Raw genomic sequence first — 18,620 nt, forward strand, 5'->3', positions numbered from 1 at the left:
TGCAACTTGAAGTGGAGTAGGTATACAAGTTAATACTTGCTATTCGTGCCGTGCAGCACTAAAATTACGCGTTTTTTAATCTTTGAACTAGTTTATTTACCATGCGCGTTGCTGATTTTTCATTTGAATTACCTGAAGAGCTTATCGCTCGATATCCAAAAGCTAACCGTTCTGCCAGTCGTTTAATGACGCTAAATGGTAATGATGGTGTGCGAAAAGATGAAACATTTACTGATATTATTGACCATGTTAAAGCGGGAGACTTGTTAGTATTTAACAATACACGAGTTATTCCAGCTCGTATGTTTGGTCAAAAAGCCAGTGGCGGTAAATTAGAGGTTTTAGTTGAACGTTTATTAGATGAACATAGAGTACTAGCACACATTCGCTGCAGTAAATCGCCGAAACCCGGTAGTGAAATAGTCCTTGAAGGTAAAGTTAAAGCCACGATGGTGGCAAGACATGACGCCTTGTTTGAACTTGAATTTCATGGCGAGCAATCGGTGTTATCAATATTAGATGAAGTTGGCCATATGCCATTACCCCCTTATATTGACCGACCTGATGAAGACAGTGACCGTGAACGTTATCAAACGGTTTATAACGAAAAACCTGGTGCGGTCGCAGCACCAACAGCAGGTTTACATTTTGATGATGAATTAATGGCACAACTTAAAGCCAAAGGCGTCGATTTTGCTTTTGTAACTTTACATGTAGGTGCTGGCACATTTCAACCGGTAAAAGTTGATGAAATTGCCGATCATATTATGCATGCTGAATACGTTGAAGTGCCGCCGAGTGTTGTGGCACAAATTGAACAAACTAAAGCGAGTGGCGGCAAAGTTATTGCTGTTGGTACTACATCTGTACGTTCACTTGAAAGTGCCGCTAAAATTGCTGCTGAACAAGGTAAAAGCTTTAGTGAATTCTACGGTGATACCGATATTTTTATCACCCCAGGTTATGAATTTAAAATTGTTGATGCTTTAATTACAAATTTTCACTTATCGGAATCAACCTTACTGATGTTAGTCAGTGCGTTTGCCGGTTATGACAACATTATGGCGGCCTATCAACATGCAGTCGCGCAGCAGTATCGCTTCTTTAGTTATGGTGATGCGATGTTATTGACAAAAAAAGATTTAAATACTGGCCAGTAAAAATACTGACTAGAGAAAACAATAGTTGGCTAGAATTCTAGCCATTATAACGAAAAAGCTGCTAGCCTGTTTCGCTAGTGGGCGAAGGATATAATATGACAGAGAAAACAGAAAAAAATCCGATGAAATTCGAGTTACTGACCAAAGACGGTAAAGCTCGTCGTGGTCGTTTAACATTTGATCGTGGTACGGTAGAAACTCCTGCGTTTATGCCAGTGGGTACTTACGGCACAGTAAAAGGCATGAAAACAGAAGAAGTTGCCGATACTGGCGCAGAAATTCTGCTTGGCAACACCTTTCACTTAATGTTGCGCCCAGGCACTGAAATTATTGAGCAACATGGTGGCTTACATGGCTTTATGAATTGGGATAAGCCGATTCTAACCGACTCTGGTGGCTTCCAAGTATTTAGCTTAGGTAAAATGCGCAAAATTACCGAAGAAGGTGTTAAGTTTAGCTCGCCTGTAAACGGTGAAAAAATTATGCTAACACCTGAACGTTCAATGGAAGTTCAGAATAGCTTAGGCTCAGATATCGTAATGATATTTGATGAATGTACACCTTATCCTGCCAGTCATGAAGAATCTAAAGTGTCGATGGAGCTTTCATTACGTTGGGCACAGCGTTCAAAAGATGCTCATGAAGGCAATCTCAACGCGCTGTTTGGTATTGTACAAGGCGGCATGTATGAAGATTTACGTGAAGTATCCGTTAATGGTTTAACCAGTATTGGCTTTGATGGCTATGCTATCGGTGGTTTATCGGTAGGTGAGCCAAAAGAAGATATGATTCGAATATTAGATCATACCGCACCCTTGATACCGGAAAATAAACCCCGATATCTTATGGGAGTAGGCAAACCTGAAGACTTAGTTGAAGGTGTACGACGTGGTATCGATATGTTCGATTGTGTCATGCCAACACGTAACGCCCGTAACGGTCATTTATTTGTGACTAATGGTGTTATTAAAATTAGAAACGCACGTCACAAAACGGATACTGGCCCATTAGATCCTGAATGTGATTGTTATACTTGTAAAAATTATTCGCGTGCTTATTTACATCATTTAGATAAATGTAATGAAATTTTAGGTTCGCAATTAAATACCATGCATAATTTACGTTTTTACCAACGTGTAATGCAAGGATTGCGCGGTGCCATAGAGCAAGGCAAACTAGATGAGTTTGTTGCTGATTTTTATGCACTACGTGATTTACCTGTCCCGCCTTTGGCTGGCAGTGAAGCAGAGTAAAACGTTAACAGGTTCAATTTCACCATTTTATAAAATCAATCAGAAAAAATAACAAGAGGTATTTATGAGTTTATTTATTAGTCAAGCCCACGCTGCTGCAGGTCCCGCTCAAGGGGCAGACGGTATGTCAATGTTAATTATGTTAGCGGTATTTGGTTTAGTGTTTTATTTTATGATTTATCGTCCGCAAGCAAAGCGCGTGAAAGAGCATAAAAATTTAATGTCTGAATTATCAAAAGGTGACGAGGTATTAACACAAGGTGGCATTGTTGGGAAAATTGTTAAAGTTTCTGATGAAAAAGATTTTATTGTAGTAAGCATTGCCGAAGGTACTGAAGTAACAGTACAAAAAGGCGCAATTAATGCTGTATTACCTAAAGGTACTATGAAATCTCTATAATGAGATTTAGTAACCTTGCTGCTATAGCTTTTTAAAAGTGCGCATTGATCATTATCAATTGCGCACTTTTGCATAGTTAAACAATAGTGATAATAAAAAATTATAATAAACTTTCGCGCATCCACTTACTTTAAGTGATATAGCGTGATTCAAAAGAAAATAGGGTGATATTGTGCTAAACAAATATCCATTATGGAAGACATTGATGGTGCTATTTATAGTAGCCTTTGGTGCTTTGTATGCGTCTCCTAACCTTTATGGTGAAGATCCTGCTGTACAAATTTCTGGCTTGCGCGGTATAGAAACAAACGCAGCGACGTTAGATCTAGTTAAGTCTCATTTAGATGAAAAGAAAATTTCCTACGCGAGTATCGTGATGGAAGGCGGCCAGATATTGGCGCGATTTAGAGACACGGAACAACAATTACGCGCACGTGATTTACTTGACGAAAGTATCGGTGATGAGTATTCAGTTGCCTTAAACCTGACGCCTGCCACACCAGCGTGGCTAGCAAGTGTTGGCGGTACGCCAATGAAGTTAGGTTTAGATTTAAGTGGTGGAGTGAGCTTCCTAATGGAAGTGAACATGAAAGAAGCCATTATTAAGGCACAAGAAAGTTTAGTTGACGATTTTAGAACGGGTTTACGTGGCGAAAAAATTCGCTATCGTTCAGTTAAAAAAGTTGATGATGCTATTGCCGTGCAATTTCGTAATCTTGAAGATTTAGAGAATGCAGAAACTTTTCTAGAAAAGCAAAACCAGAATTTAATATTTGTTAGCGACGAAGCGAATTTAACCTTATCGGCCAAAATGACCGAACAAAGATTAAAAGAAACGCGTGAATATGCCCTACAACAAAACATTACTATTATTCGTAACCGTGTAAACGAATTAGGTGTTGCTGAACCACTGGTACAGCGCCAAGGTCAAAAACACATTGTTATCGAATTACCGGGTGTGCAAGATACCGCGAAAGCAAAAGAAATCTTAAACGCTACGGCTACCATTGAGTTTCGTTTAGTTGATACTGACGGTGACTTAGGTGCTGCACTTAACGGTCGCGTACCGGGCAGTTCTCAGTTGTTAAAAGAGCGTAACGGCCAACCTGTTTTATTGAAAAAACGCGTTATGTTAACCGGTGATCATATTGTTGATGCGGGTTCAAGCTTCGACGAATATAGCCGTCCACAAGTTAATATTACTTTGGATTCTGCTGGCGGTAGTAAAATGTCAAACGGCACCAAAAACAGTATTGGCAAGCCGATGGCAACAGTCTTTATAGAATATAAACCTACTGACCGAGTTGACTCTGAAGGCAATACTGTTTTTGAAAAAGTCGAAGAAGTTATTAGTGTTGCCACTATTCAAGCCCGTTTAGGTAAAACCTTCCGTATAACGGGTGCAGGTAGCCAAGCTGAAGCGCATAATTTAGCGCTATTGCTAAGAGCCGGTGCCTTGATAGCACCTATTCAAATTGTTGAAGAACGTACTGTTGGTCCTACTTTAGGTGCTGAAAATGTTCAACTAGGTTTCCAAGCCATCATGATGGGCTTTGGTTTAGTATTCTTATTTATGTTGATTTATTACCGTGCCTTTGGTGTGGTGGCAAACTTAGCGTTAGGCGCGAACTTAGTCTTGATTATTGGTGTAATGTCGATGATCCCTGGCGCAACATTAACTTTACCGGGTATGGCAGGTATCGTGTTAACGGTTGGTATGGCGGTTGATGCTAACGTACTTATTTTTGAGCGTATTCGTGAAGAAATACGTGAAGGTAAGTCGATTCAACAGTCAATTCATCAAGGTTACGACGCTGCATTTTCTACCATTATTGATGCCAACATTACCACGCTAATTGCTGCGTTGATTTTGTTCGCGGTAGGTACCGGTCCAATTAAAGGATTCGCTGTCACATTATCAATCGGTATTATTACTTCAATGTTTACGGCTGTTATTGGTACTCGTACTATCGTTAACGCTGTTTGGGGTGGTAAACGTCTCGATAAATTGTCTATATAGGGCTTCAATATTATGCAAATTTTACAATTAAAAGAGACTGTTGCCTTTATGCGCTACCGCAAGGTAGCGGTGGTATTTAGTCTTTTACTAATGGCAGCTTCGGTTGTTTCATTAGCAACAAATAAACTTAACTTCGGATTAGATTTTACCGGTGGTACTTTAATCGAAGTTGGTTTTGAACAATCGGCTGATTTGACGAAAGTTCGCGCTATTATGGACTCAAACGGTTTTGATGACGCTGTTGTTCAGTTGTATGGTTCAAGCCGTGATGTGGTGATCCGTTTAGCAACACGTGAAGACGTTAAAGCAGAAATGCTAGGCAACCAAGTACTTGATGTTTTACAAGCTGGTACTGGGCAAACCATTGATATGCGTCGTATCGAGTTTGTTGGCGCAAGCGTCGGCGATGAGTTAGCAGAACAGGGTGGTTTAGCTATGTTAACTGCGCTTATCTGTATTTTAGTTTATGTCGCGTTTCGCTTTGAATGGCGTTTTGCTTTAGGTTCAGTAATCGCGCTATTTCATGACGTTTTGTTAACCTTAGGTCTATTCTCTGTATTACAGTTGGAATTTGACTTAACGGTACTGGCGGCAATACTGGCGGTGATAGGTTACTCACTAAACGATACGATAGTTGTCTCAGATCGTATTCGAGAAAACTTCAGAAAAATACGTGTAGGAACGCCAGAAGATGTAATAAACATCTCTCTTACGCAAACGTTATCACGTACCATTATTACCTCAATTACTACACTATTAGTACTTGCTGCCTTGTTCTTTAAAGGTGGCGCTCTGATTCATGGTTTTGCTACGGCATTACTATTGGGTGTTTTTGTTGGTACTTACTCATCAGTCTACGTTGCCAGTTCAGTGGCTTTAGCATTAGGTATTTCGAAAGAAGACTTAATTCCTGAAGTGATTGAAAAAGAAGGCGCGGATCAAGAAGAAATGAGACCGTAAAATCTAGATTGGTTATCGTTTTATCTTTAATACGGCTCGCATCACGCGGGCCGTTTTTTTTAATCGCTATTTTAATCGCTATTTAGTCAAACCAATATCATTGCCACGATGACAATTAATTGTCGCTGATAATAACCAATGGTCAGGAATGTTCACTTATAATACTGCAATTGATTAACTAATTAGATGCCTAGAGTTAGGTAATATTGGTTATCTGGTTAGTCAATATTATAACTTACAAGCAAAACTCAATTATCTACGAGATAGCCAATATAATTATTTTTGGCGGCGTATGAACTAACTTATTCATTATTAAAATTAATCTACTTGGTATATTAGTATTAGCGTAACTATCCGCGGTTTTATAAGGTCAGTAGGTGCACTAAAATGCGATTTTCCTATTGATTGTTATGCGCAGTATGCTCTCGCTAATTACTAACAGCACAGCGATGCCAAAGAAGGAATAGCTCCACAGTTGCTGTGGACTTATAAATTCATTTAATAGCAATATTGCGACCAGCATCATTAATATGGGCTCGCCATAATTCAACATGCCAAATACCGTAAATCTTAAACGGGTTGATGCGGAAACAAAAAAAATCACGGCAATGGTTCCTAAAAATCCTGCGCCTAATATCATTAATACTCCCCAATCTAATGAAGGTAATAAGGGCAATTGCTGTTGATTGGCAATATACAGCAGAAATAAAGCAACTGGCGCTATAAAAATGTTCTCTGCAACAAAGTTACTGATTGTAGATACTCGGCTTTTTCGGCGTAAGATAAAATAAGGGGGATAACCTAAGCAAATAAGTAAGGTAACCCAAGAAAATGAATGGCTTGTATATAGTTCAACGCACACGCCAATTAAGGCCGCACCAACAGCTGCCCACAATAATGGACTCATGCTTTCTTTAAAGTAAAAACGTCCCGTTAAGCTAATAGTGATAGGCAATAAAAAATAGCCCATCGCAATATTAATAGTTTCGCCATTCACGGGACCCCAAAAAAATATCCACCACTGCAATGCGATCAAAGGCGATGTTATACACATCAATAACAGAATTTTTGGCTGTGAGAAAATAGCCTTAAGATCAGCAAACTTTCGAGCCATAGCTAAAAATATAAAGCCAAAGCCTATTTGTGATAAAACACGAAAAGCGAATAAGGTATTACCATCCACAGGGGCTAAAAATTGTAAGTAGTATGGCAGTAATGAGAAAATAAGAATAGAACCCAACATTAAGGCATAACCCTGCAGTTCTTGCTTAACAGTGGGGGAAATAGGCATGTATTCTCACTAATAGTTTACGGTTCGTTGATAAGATGTGAAGCGTGCGTGAGGACAGAGTTAGTGTCAATCATAAAAAAGCTCATAGGCACTTTAAATTCGATAACGACGCGTATTATTCTATGTAGATAGACATATATTGAAATCCTGCATTGTTCTCATAAGTAATATTGCGGCTACATATTTTTTTAGCTGATTTAAGCTTTACTATATCCTAAAACTTCACTTGTATTTACTTTGTTTAGGAATGCAAATTAAGATGCTTTTTATGTCATTACGTCTTTCTCAAAAATAGAAATAAACAATCTTGCACAAAAAATTAACTTCATTTGAATCGGCAACATAACCTGAATAATTAAAAAATATTCTGTCTTTTACCATTAGGCCTAATATTTTGATAAATATTAGGCCTTAAATATAGGGCGCTTTCTCTGACTGGAGTCGACCTATAACTCGTGAGTTGGTCATAGCACTCATGAAACTTAACGAAGCTATAAGTATTAAGCTAAAAGTTTTTTACTTGCTTAAAGTTTAATCAGAGACATGTTTATTGGTTAAAAATTCATGGTAAAGCATCAACAAATGAGCAGCACTCCAACTAAAATTACTCGCACCTTGAACCTCACCAGTCTCAGGATTGTAATTTTCTCTGATCGCTTTATGTTCTTTCATCCCTTCGGAATTTTGCAGTAGCTTGTTTGCTAGGCTTTTAGCATCATTATGGTAGCCATAATTATTTAAAGCGATTAAACCGAAATAAACTTGGTCAAGCCAAACACGTCCACGCCAATAAATATTGGCATCGTAAGCTGGGTTGGACAGAGCAGCGGTACCTAAAGGCACTTTAGTATTAAACTCCTTTTTATTAAGCATAATGTCTTTAACGCGTGACGCTTTATCTTTATCCGCTATATTTGCCCATAAAGGACTCCAACCTTCTGGACCTCGACCTCGCATGGTCAATAGTTCACCAGTACAGGTATTGGTTAAGCTTTTGTCAGTATTGACAATTTTTCTATCATAATAAAAACCACTTTCTTCATCGAAAAAGCATTGATTAACTCTGTTGGCTAGTTCTGTCGCTGAACGTTTATAATCAGATGAAATTTTTGATAGTTTCAGTAGAGCAGCCATTTTAGATAAAAGTGTTTTTTCGTGGGCTAAATAAGTATTTAATTCAACTGACTCTTGGTTGATAGAGAAACCTAATAATTCACCTGTTTCATCTCTATTTTCATAAAACATCACTTGCCAATCTTTACGCGCTTGTTCAATATTACCTTGATAATGTAGCTTGGCGTAAATACTTAACTGCTCAGGATTAATAAAGCCAAATCTGGCTGCATTATCCATACCTGATTCCCACGCCGCACCATGCTGAGCACCAATATCAATATCATCATAATCGGCTCGTTCAATGACTTGTTGGTATAATGCCATTCCAGAGCAGTGATACCAGTATTGCTCTTCTGTTTTACATTGCTTTAAATTAATTTTGTCTTCTGTCGGTAACTTTACATACTTAACTTTAAAGCTAATATTTCCATTGTCGTCATTATGAAATCTATGCTTAGTTGCACCATATTCAACAAGCCCATTCTGATTATGATCGCGATTTCGATACCACCATTGATGATAACGTTGCAGTTTAGGGAACATTTCTTTAATAAAGTCTACATCTTTAGTGGTTAGATAAACTTGCCAAACCGCCCAACTGGCTAGAGGTGGCTTGCTATTACGCTCATTCCAATTACCGCCGTAACCACCTCGAGGCGTATCTTTATTGTAAAATACTGCATCAATAACCATACCTTGATCTTGAGGTCTTATCTCGTCATCGGCTGTAATTTGATAGTCGAACATTGCCCTAATATTATCTTTTGCTGTGCTTGGATTAAAGCGAGCCATAGCATAAGCATGTTTCCAACTATCCCATGCCCACGCGCCATTAAACCATCTTGCAGTGACCGAAGGTGTTACGCTATCGTGCAATAAATCACCTGCCGCGCTGCGCCAATTTCCTGTCAGTGTTTCAATCGCTTTAATCGCAATTAACGTTTGTTCTTTATTATCATTTTCTGGCAATAACCCCTTTGCCAAGTATGAGTGCCATCTTGATTTAGATTTTTCGAAGTAAAGCTCCGGGGTCTTTAATACCGATGTAATAAATGCTTGCTCTTTTATTGCTTCATCGGTGTGATGAAAATAACTTTGTGTTGTAAATAGGTTGAAGGCGCTTTTAGGTGCTATTTCGATATCACTATCGCTTGAATACGAAAGGCGGTCTTGCTCTACTTTACTTATTGCAGGGATTGAACGGGTAATTTGATATTGTGAACTTTCACTGGTTAATATATCCCAAGTTTTGCGCACCTTGCCAAAATTTATGACAATGCCCGAAGCATTACTAGATAAAGTACGAGTCCAGTTGGGCAGGGCTTGTTCAACCGTAGACTTAGCATCCCACTGTGATAACAATGCACCTTGCCAATTTAGCGTTAGACTTATATTTTTAGGTGATAAATTAATTATTTCCGTTTTTATTAATGCTGTTCTATTACTAATGTAGCGCAGGTTGAATCGCACCATGAGTGAGTCAAATTGATATTGTTGTATTAGCTCTCCTGGCATTGAATAAACTTGTTTCTCTGCTTTAGAAAAGTTAAAAATTTTATGGGTGTTTTTATCAACAATAGAAAGCTTCTCCAATTTATCGGCAATATACAAACTATATTCTTGCGCAATAATCATCGGCCCCGTAAACGCGCCATAAGCACTTTCATTATCAGGCAATAGGAAGCCATGCCAAGCACCTAGGTCAAATAAAGGGTTAAATTTTTGATTCTGATTTTGATCGTAATCTTTATGCTTACTCGGTATGCCCTTTCTATTAATTGTATTTTTAGCCATGTCGTCAGTTACTAAGTTCTTAGTATTTTCTTCATTTATATTTTCTTTTTTCAGATCTGCTAGTACTGAGAGTGAAAGGAGAAGCGTTAAGCTCATAGCTATTATTTTAACGAGTACATTTTGATTCATGGGTTTACCTGTCGGTTATTCGGCGTCTAATTTTTAAACTTATTTAAAGAAGAAACTCAGTTACAGAAACTATCATAACTTCAATATCTTCCAAATAATATTATATTAATACTACTTTTAAGACTAATACTATTTATATTATAAATATTGCAATCTGCTTTTTGACAGAATAGTATTAGGTTGATCGATTAGAAAATCGGCATATTGCATACAAAACTACAAAACTACAAAACTATAAAACACAAACGGAAGTGCTATTTGAAGATAGCAATACCATTGGAGAGAAAAATGCACAGTAAAAAGCCAAAGTTAAATTATTTATCTATGCTTGTTATGCTCAATTTGGGTGTCATGACCACAGTAAATGCTGCTGAAGATAAAGTTAAAGACGTAGAAACAATTACCGTTACTGGAATTAAAAGTAGTTTAATTAAAGCGATGGATTTGAAAAAATCATCCGATGGAATTGTTGATGCGATTGCATCAGAAGATATTGGCAAATTTCCTGATCAAAACGTAGCCGAGTCATTACAACGTATTTCTGGCGTTGCGATCGATCGAGATGGTGGTGAAGGTCAACTGATCAGTGTTCGTGGTTTAGGTCCGGAATTTAATGCTGTACTAGTAAATGGTCGTACTATGGCTACAGTCAGCGGTGGTAGAGCATTTAGTTTTGATACGCTTGCGTCTGAACTTATTAATGGCGCTGAAGTTCACAAAACTCAGTCTGCCAAACTTCAAGATGGCAGTATCGGTGCAACGGTTAATATTACAACGCATCGCCCATTAGATATTGGTGAGTTCAAAGCCGTCGCGAGTGTAAAATCAACATTTGATAAATTAGCGGATAAAAATAATCCAACATTCTCTGGCTTAATTAGTAATACCTTTGATGATGGCAAGTTCGGTGTACTAGCTTCTCTCTCATTAAGCGATAAAGAAAGCCGAAGTGATACGGCACAAACTTGGGGCTATTTACTTGAAAATCTGAATTCTTTAGACAGTGGCGATACGCTAAATGACGTTTACATGCCGCAAAATTATGATCAGATTGTAAAAACAGAAAAACGCGAACGCACGAGTGGTAGCTTGGTGCTGCAATATCAACAAAGTGATGACTTATTATTTACTGCCGACGCTTTGTTTTCAGAATATGATGTGAGTTACCGCGAAGATATTCTGGCTCATTGGTTTGAAAGTGGCAATATTGTGGATGCGACATTAGATGAAAACCGCACGGTGGTGAATCTAGCGACCGGTAACAATAGTGCTACAGATTACTTAAACCGATTATCTTACCGTCCTACGACCACTAAAGCATTCGGCGTTAATATGGACTGGCAAGTTAATAGTGACGTAAACGTTGCCATTGATACCAGTTATTCGAAAGCAGAATCAAATGGCGGGAACGGCACGACTGATACGGTTGCTGGTTTTTTTAATAGCTATACCTTTGATAATACACAAGGTGGCGCCACACCTATTTTAGGTTTTAGTGAAAATCTGAGCAAAGATATTTTAGGAGCAAACTGGGCAAGTATATTCGGCGATGACATTGAAGATGAGATTTATGAATCTCGTGTCGATATCGAATGGGTTTTAGATACGGGCGTTTTAGCAAAAATTAATTTTGGTGCGTCTTACTCTGATAGAACATTGTCAACCATGCCTACGAATACCGATAGAACCGTTCGTAATGGTTGGGGTGGTTATAATGTCAAACTACCAGCGAGTTTATTTACTGACTTTAATGCGGATGGCTTTTTATCAGGTGTGCCGGGTAAGCCTGTTTCGAATTGGTTAATTTTCGACTCTTATGAATATATGGCATTTTTGGAAAGCGATGCAGGTTATACCCAGCTAGATCCTGAAGCAGCGGCAGAAATTAAAGCCGCGATGGATGCGAATGGAGGACATACAGCTTTAAATGTTATTTCAAATTCTTTTGAAGTGTCTGAAAAGCTATCTGCGGTTTATCTTGATGCTTACTTCGCTGGTGAATTAGGCGAAATGCCGTGGCAAGTAGTTGCTGGTGTTCGATATGTTGAAACTGATACTAAATCAGCGGGTTTCGGCAATGAGTTACTTGATTATACTGGCCCTGATAGCACTGGTAAGTATGTTCCTATCGTATCTGACGAACTTCGCCCAATTAGTGTCGATGGTAGTTATAACAACTTTCTACCAAGTATTAATGCCAATATAGAGGTCGTTGAAGATATCTTTGTTCGTACCGCTTACTCAAAAAGTATCACACGTCCAACATTAAGTGAATTGTCAGCATCTACTTCATATAGTGAAGGGAAAATTGGCAGCTTATCAGCTTCAGGTGGTAACCCTCATTTAGAGCCATATGAATCAACAAACGTTGACTTAAGCCTAGAGTGGTATTTTGATGAAACCAGTTATGCGGCCATCTCTTATTACACTAAAGACATTGATAACTTTGTTGATGGAGGGATTTCATCGGAAACTGTCAGTGTTCCTAATGGTGATTTTGATATAACTGTTAGTCGCCCAATGAACTTAAATTCAACAAAAATTGATGGTATGGAGTTAGCACTACAGCACAGTTTTAGCTACTTGCCAGCGCCTTTTGATGGCTTAGGTATTATGGCTAACATGACTTTCGTAGATAGTGAATCAAGTGCGGATACGGAAGAAAATCCTTTACCACTTCCAGGTTTAGGTGATTCGCAAAACTTAGTATTATTTTACGAGAAAGATGCCGTTCAATTTCGTGTAGCGTATAACAACCGTGATGAATTCATGCAAGTTACCACCAATTGGGCAGGCGGGGCTCCTATCTATGTTGAAGATTACTATCAAGTGGATGTTAGCGGTAGTTACGACATTAACGAAACCTTTACAGTATTCTTCGAAGGTATCAATGTAACTAATGAAATAACTAAAAAACGCGGCTTATATAGCAATCATGCCTTGTATACCATTGAAACCGGACCTCGATATTCGATTGGAGTGCGTGGTTCTTTCTAGTTGAAACATGGCAAACGGATTTGCCAAACACTTCAGGCGTTAATGCTACGAGAGTCGCATTAACGACTTATTTATCTAACTAATGATTGAATTAAATACTATGAGTAAAGTACATATTTGGCTTCGAGCTGAAACAAAACCAGATGAAAAAAGAACAGCGTTAACACCCGAAGGCGCAAAGTTACTTATCGATGCTGGCTTTAAAGTAACAATAGAGTCCTCGTCACAAAGTATTTTTCAACAAAACTTATATCAAGCGTGTGAAGTAGAGTTTGCGACAGCAGGTAGTTGGGTTAATGCGCCTAAAGACGCTATCATTTTGGGTCTGAAAGAATTACCTGAAGATACTTTTCCGCTTATTCATCAACACATCTATTTCGCCCATGCTTATAAAGAACAATCAGGCTGGAAAACCCTACTCGCGCGCTTCAAAGCCGGAGGAGGCCAATTATTTGATTTAGAGTATTTAGTTGATGAAAAGCAAAGGCGCGTGGCCGCTTTTGGCTATTGGGCTGGTTTTTCTGGCGCAGCATTAGCTGTATTGGCTTGGGCTAATCAGCAACAAGACATCTCACCCGCTTTAATTGATATTTGTTCTTACACAGATCAGCAACACTTATTGACTGAATTAGCGCAAACACTGGCGCGCTGTGAAAACAAACCTAAAATTTTAGTTATCGGGGCAAAAGGCCGCAGTGGCAGTGGTGCAGTGGATTTGGCCAAAGCGCTTTCGCTTGATGTTGTGGAATGGGATTTAGCAGAAACACAAAAAGGCGGGCCTTTTGCAGAAATTAATCAGCACGACATCTTCGTTAATTGTGTATTAATTAATCGCGACTTACCGCCTTTTATTACTGATGAGTTACTTGACTGTGAGCACAGAAAACTATCGGTTATTGTCGATGTTAGTTGTGATCCCTATGGTAGTTATAACCCTTTACCTATTTACCAGCAATGTACAACATTTCAAACGCCTTGTTTAACGATTAGAGAGAAAAACAGATTAGATTTGATCGCGATTGACCATCTACCATCATTATTACCAAAAGAAAGTAGTGAAGACTATTGTCAGCAGTTATTGACTCATTTACTGACCTTAACAGATAAATCTCAGGGGGTGTGGCCAAAAGCGCTTGCACTTTTTAATGAAAAATCAAAAGCAATATAAGAAGTAATAAATATTATGAAAAATACTATTCATTGGCTTGGAGCTGGTCTTTCATCAGCGCCAGGTATTAAAGCCTTAGCTAATAAAACCACGCCACTTATTGTCTGGAATCGCAGTTTAGAAAAAGCTAAAAAAACCTTGTTAAATAGTGAAATTGATATCCGTCAATTAGATTGGAATGTTTTATCTGATACCGTTAAAGCAGGTGATGTTATTGTTTCAATGCTACCTGCCACTAAGCATGTTGAGATAGCAGAGCTCTGTTTAAAGCATAAAGCACATTTTGTCTCAAGCAGTTATATTGCACCTGAAATGCAGGCACTAGACAGCCAAGCAAAAAGTGCCGGAGTTTGTTTCGTAAATGAAGTGGGCCTTGACCCAGGTATTGACCACTTACTGGCACATTTATTAGTTGATAAATATCGAAAAAGTGCTGTTTATGCGGCTAAAAATCAACACTTTTTTCGTTCTTACTGTGGTGGCTTTCCAAAAGTCGCTAACGACTTTAAATACAAATTCAGTTGGTCGCCTTTAGGTGTACTAAAAGCATTACGCTCTAAAGCGCAATGGCAAGAATATGGACAAGTCAAAACATCAAATGCACCTTGGGAGGCACTCAGTCGATATGAAGCGCAGTTGAACAATGGCAATGAAGTATTCCAAGCTTATCCGAATCGAGACTCTTTACCCTTTTTGAAACAATATCACTTTGGTGAAGATTGGGATGTTCAACAATTTGTACGAGGGACCCTTCGTCTTGATGGCTGGTCAACTGCTTGGCAGCCTTTGTTTGATGAGATTGCCCAATTATCTGGTGATAAAGGCGAGCAGCGCTTACAAGACTTGAGCGAAGAGCTTGAAACTAAGTATGGTTATGCAGAAGGTGAAGCTGACAGAGTGGTGATGTGTGTTGAGCTAGAAATTCGTTCAGCCGATGACGTTATATGGCATCAAAGCTATCATCTAGATAGTAAAGGAGATGAGCGAGGACAAGCAATGGCTCGATTAGTTTCATTACCGGTATGTCTTGCCATTGAATCTGTACTCAATAACGAAATTTCTCAGGGAGTGACGGCCGCACCAGACCAAGCAGAACAAATTAATTTATGGTTAAAGTCACTTGGTGATGCGGGTGAAAAAATCACTTTTAAAAACCACTTAGTCTAATAAAAAACCCCATTAAGCTTTTTATTTAATGGGGTTTACTTTATTAGCTATTATAAAAAGTGGATAGACAAAATCATCGAGGTACCAATGAAAAATAATAATAAACAACCTTCACTATTAGATGCACTTTTCCCTATCGCAATATTACTCTTGCTGCTTGCTCTAGCTGTGTATTTTTTCGGCGATGATTCATCTTCTGGCCCGAATCAAATTGCTTTGATTTTATGTTCTGGATTAGCCTGTTTAATTGGCTTGAAAAATGGTTATAAGCGCCGTGAAATAGAAGAAGGCATAATTAAAGGTATTAGCATAACACTAGGGGCAATATTAATATTATTAGCAGTTGGATCACTCATTGGTACTTGGTTATTAGCGGGCACTGTACCCACCATGATTTATTTTGGTTTGCAGTTTATTAATCCACAGTATTTTTATGTTAGTTGCACACTTTTATGCGCACTAGTGGCTTTATGTATTGGTAGTAGCTGGACTGTAGCGGCAACTATTGGTGTCGCTTTAATGGGCGTTGCCAGTGGTTTGGGGGCTTCTGCGCCTATTACGGCTGGTGCTATTATCAGTGGTGCTTATTTTGGTGATAAATTATCGCCTTTATCTGACACCACAAACTTGGCGGCAGCAGTATCGGGCACTGAGCTTTTTTTACATATAAAAAATATGCTTTGGAGCACTATACCAAGCTTCGTCATTGCCTTAGTCATTTTTTTCTTTCTTGGTTTAAACAGCTCCGCGCAATTTGATAATCGTCAGGTGAATGAATTGTTAGCTAACTTAACGCATGAATTTCATATTGCGTGGTATTTATTACTGCCATTATTGGTCACGCTATTTCTAGCGATGAAAAAAATGCCCGCATTTCCTGCTATTGGCATTGGTGCATTAGTCGGCGCTTTGTGGGCGATATTATTTCAACAGAACCTGATACTTGCTTATGCTAACGAAGGACTTTCGGTGCTTGAGGCTAACATCATGGTGGTTTGGCAGGTAATGTTTGCTGGCGTTGAACTTAATAGTGGTAACGCCTCGATAGACCGTTTGCTCAGTGGTGGAGGTATGGCTTCTATGCTCAATACCATTTGGCTGATTATTTCAGCGATGGTATTTGGTTCCATTATGGAGAAAGTCGGCTTATTAAAACGGGTCGTCGAAAGTTTAGTCAGTGCAACGTTAAAAGCAGGCGGCTTGATTTCCACCACGATAGTAACGGCATTTAGCATCAACTGTATTTCAGCTGATCAATACATCTCAATTGTCATGACCGGACGCATGTATAAAGACACTTATACGGAACAGGGTTTAGCCCCTGAAAATCTCTCTCGAGCACTAGAAGATGGCGGCTCGGTGACTTCAGCCCTAGTGCCTTGGAATACGTGTGGCGCTTATATGCAGTCGGTTTTATTAGTCAGTCCATTAGAATATGCGGTTTATTGTTTTTTCAATTGGTTATCACCTATTATTGGAATTATTTGTGCATTCGCTGGCTTTAAAGTGAAAAAGCTATTGGTTAAAAGCAAGCCAAAGCCAGCAAATGTTTTAGAAATAACAGCAAATTAAGTTGAGTAACTTATGACAAAATCATTAAAACACGTCGTTATTGTTGGTGGTGGCAGTGCCGGTTGGATAACCGCGGGTACGATTGCTGCCATGCATAACAGCCAATCACCGCAAGGTATTCAAGTAACCTTAATCGAATCACCTGATGTTAATATTATCGGTGTGGGTGAAGGTACATGGCCTACGATGAGAACAACGCTAAAAAAAATGGGTATTTCTGAAACAGACTTTATGCGCCAATGTGACGTAAGTTTCAAGCAAGGAGCGAAATTTTCAAAATGGGTAACAGGTGAAGAAGATGACTTTTATTATCATCCTTTAGTATTGCCAGAAGGGTATTTCGACTTAGACTTGTTCAATTACTGGCAAAAAAATTATAAAGATAAATCTTTTTCTGACGCGGTATGCTTTCAAGAGCAATTATGTGAAAAAGGTTTAGCACCAAAATTAATTACCTCTCCTGAATATGCAGCAGTAGCAAATTACGCCTATCATTTAGACGCTGGAAAGTTTGCCAATTTCCTCAAGCAACATTGTATATCTACCTTAGGTGTTAATTATATTTCAGATCATGTTGAAGATATTATTAATACAGAAAACAATGATATCTTAGCGGTTACCACGAAAGAGCATGGCAATATTGAGGGTGATTTATTTGTTGACTGCACAGGCTTTAAGTCATTACTGATAGGTCAGCATTACCAAGTACCTTTTATTAGTAAGAAAGACATTTTATTTATTGATACGGCATTAGCGGTACAGATACCTTATGAAGAGGGTAAAGATGACATTGCGTCTCATACCATATCAACCGCTCAAGACTCTGGCTGGATATGGGATATAGGCTTACCTTCTCGCCGAGGTGTGGGTCATGTTTATTCCAGCCGTCATACTAACCAAGAAGCTGCGGAAAAAGCCTTAAGGGCATATTTACGTCAGTCTATAGGTGATAAAAGTGATACGCTGACTTTTAGAAAGATTGATATCAATCCAGGGGTTAGAGAAACTTTTTGGGTAAATAATTGTGTTGCGGTCGGTTTGTCTGCTGGATTTTTAGAGCCCTTAGAAGCATCTGCTTTAGTGATGATTGAGTTAGCAGCAACAGCAATCAGTGAACAATTACCCGCTAATAGAGCAACAATGGATATTGTCGCAAAACGCTTCAATGAACGTTTTAGTTACAATTGGGATCGAATTATTGATTTTCTGAAACTGCATTATGTCGCCAGCAAACGCGAAGATAGCGCATTTTGGCGCGATAATCGCGACAAAGATACTATTCCTGAAAGTTTGCAAGAACTGCTGAGTTTATGGCGCTATCGTGCCCCCTCAGAGTATGATTTTAGTCATAAAAGAGAAGTGTTTTCTGCCGCCAGTTACCAGTATGTTTTATACGGTATGGCTTTTGATTTTACAACGCCGGTATGCAAAACAAATGAAAAGCATGAGCAGTTAGCTCAACGGCTATTTGCTGCCAATGAAAATAAAATCGAAAAATACACTACGGCTTTACCGACCAATAGAGAACTAATTTCAAAAATTAACCAGTATGGCTTTAGTAAAATATAACATCTTGGAAGTAGAGAATAAAAA

At 38.7% G+C, this 18,620-nt stretch carries 12 protein-coding genes; 10 read left to right on the forward strand and 2 right to left on the reverse strand.

Annotated elements, in window-relative coordinates; translation table 11 throughout:
* Nucleotides 1–101: 101 nt before the first annotated feature.
* The 5 genes from queA (at nt 102) to secF (ending at nt 5,793) form a co-directional block, all read left to right on the forward strand.
* Nucleotides 102–1,160: a tRNA preQ1(34) S-adenosylmethionine ribosyltransferase-isomerase QueA gene (gene queA, locus B5D82_RS14305; RefSeq protein WP_081152459.1), complete on the forward strand. Its 1,059-nt coding sequence runs from the start codon at nt 102–104 to the stop codon at nt 1,158–1,160.
* Between the two features lie 122 nt (nt 1,161–1,282).
* Complete coding sequence (gene tgt, locus B5D82_RS14310; protein WP_081154525.1) at nt 1,283–2,413, forward strand: tRNA guanosine(34) transglycosylase Tgt; 1,131 nt, start codon at nt 1,283–1,285, stop codon at nt 2,411–2,413.
* Nucleotides 2,414–2,477: 64 nt separating this feature from the next.
* On the forward strand, nt 2,478–2,813 hold the full coding sequence (gene yajC / locus B5D82_RS14315) for a preprotein translocase subunit YajC (protein ID WP_081152460.1): 336 nt from the start codon (nt 2,478–2,480) through the stop codon (nt 2,811–2,813).
* 172 nt (nt 2,814–2,985) lie between these two features.
* On the forward strand, nt 2,986–4,833 hold the full coding sequence (gene secD / locus B5D82_RS14320) for a protein translocase subunit SecD (RefSeq protein WP_081152461.1): 1,848 nt from the start codon (nt 2,986–2,988) through the stop codon (nt 4,831–4,833).
* Between the two features lie 12 nt (nt 4,834–4,845).
* Nucleotides 4,846–5,793: a protein translocase subunit SecF gene (gene secF, locus B5D82_RS14325; protein WP_081152462.1), complete on the forward strand. Its 948-nt coding sequence runs from the start codon at nt 4,846–4,848 to the stop codon at nt 5,791–5,793.
* Nucleotides 5,794–6,175: 382 nt separating this feature from the next.
* Here secF and rarD read toward each other — a convergent pair whose 3' ends face one another.
* Together rarD and ygjK are read right to left on the reverse strand one after the other, a co-directional pair.
* A complete protein-coding gene (gene rarD / locus B5D82_RS14330; RefSeq protein ID WP_081152464.1) occupies nt 6,176–7,084 on the reverse strand; it encodes an EamA family transporter RarD in 909 nt (302 codons plus the stop codon).
* A gap of 531 nt (nt 7,085–7,615) precedes the next feature.
* On the reverse strand, nt 7,616–10,123 hold the full coding sequence (gene ygjK, locus B5D82_RS14335; RefSeq protein WP_094122812.1) for an alpha-glucosidase: 2,508 nt from the start codon (nt 10,121–10,123) through the stop codon (nt 7,616–7,618).
* Nucleotides 10,124–10,411: 288 nt separating this feature from the next.
* Here ygjK and B5D82_RS14340 point away from each other — a divergent pair, with 288 nt between their 5' ends.
* From B5D82_RS14340 to B5D82_RS14360, 5 genes are all read left to right on the forward strand, one after another.
* A complete protein-coding gene (locus B5D82_RS14340; protein WP_081152465.1) occupies nt 10,412–13,120 on the forward strand; it encodes a TonB-dependent receptor in 2,709 nt (902 codons plus the stop codon).
* A gap of 100 nt (nt 13,121–13,220) precedes the next feature.
* Nucleotides 13,221–14,288: a saccharopine dehydrogenase gene (locus B5D82_RS14345; protein ID WP_081154528.1), complete on the forward strand. Its 1,068-nt coding sequence runs from the start codon at nt 13,221–13,223 to the stop codon at nt 14,286–14,288.
* 15 nt (nt 14,289–14,303) lie between these two features.
* Nucleotides 14,304–15,455, forward strand: coding sequence for a saccharopine dehydrogenase C-terminal domain-containing protein (locus B5D82_RS14350; RefSeq protein ID WP_081152467.1), 1,152 nt, complete (start codon nt 14,304–14,306; stop codon nt 15,453–15,455).
* An 87-nt stretch (nt 15,456–15,542) separates the two neighbouring features.
* Nucleotides 15,543–17,027 carry a Na+/H+ antiporter NhaC gene (nhaC, locus tag B5D82_RS14355; RefSeq protein ID WP_081152468.1) on the forward strand — a complete coding sequence of 495 codons (1,485 nt, stop codon included), beginning with the start codon at nt 15,543–15,545 and terminating at the stop codon, nt 17,025–17,027.
* A 12-nt stretch (nt 17,028–17,039) separates the two neighbouring features.
* The gene (locus B5D82_RS14360; RefSeq protein ID WP_081152470.1) at nt 17,040–18,596 is read left to right on the forward strand and encodes a tryptophan halogenase family protein; all 1,557 of its coding nucleotides are present in this window, start codon (nt 17,040–17,042) and stop codon (nt 18,594–18,596) included.
* Nucleotides 18,597–18,620: the final 24 nt, after the last annotated feature.

This window comes from Cognaticolwellia beringensis (assembly GCF_002076895.1).
Lineage (GTDB): Bacteria > Pseudomonadota > Gammaproteobacteria > Enterobacterales > Alteromonadaceae > Cognaticolwellia > Cognaticolwellia beringensis.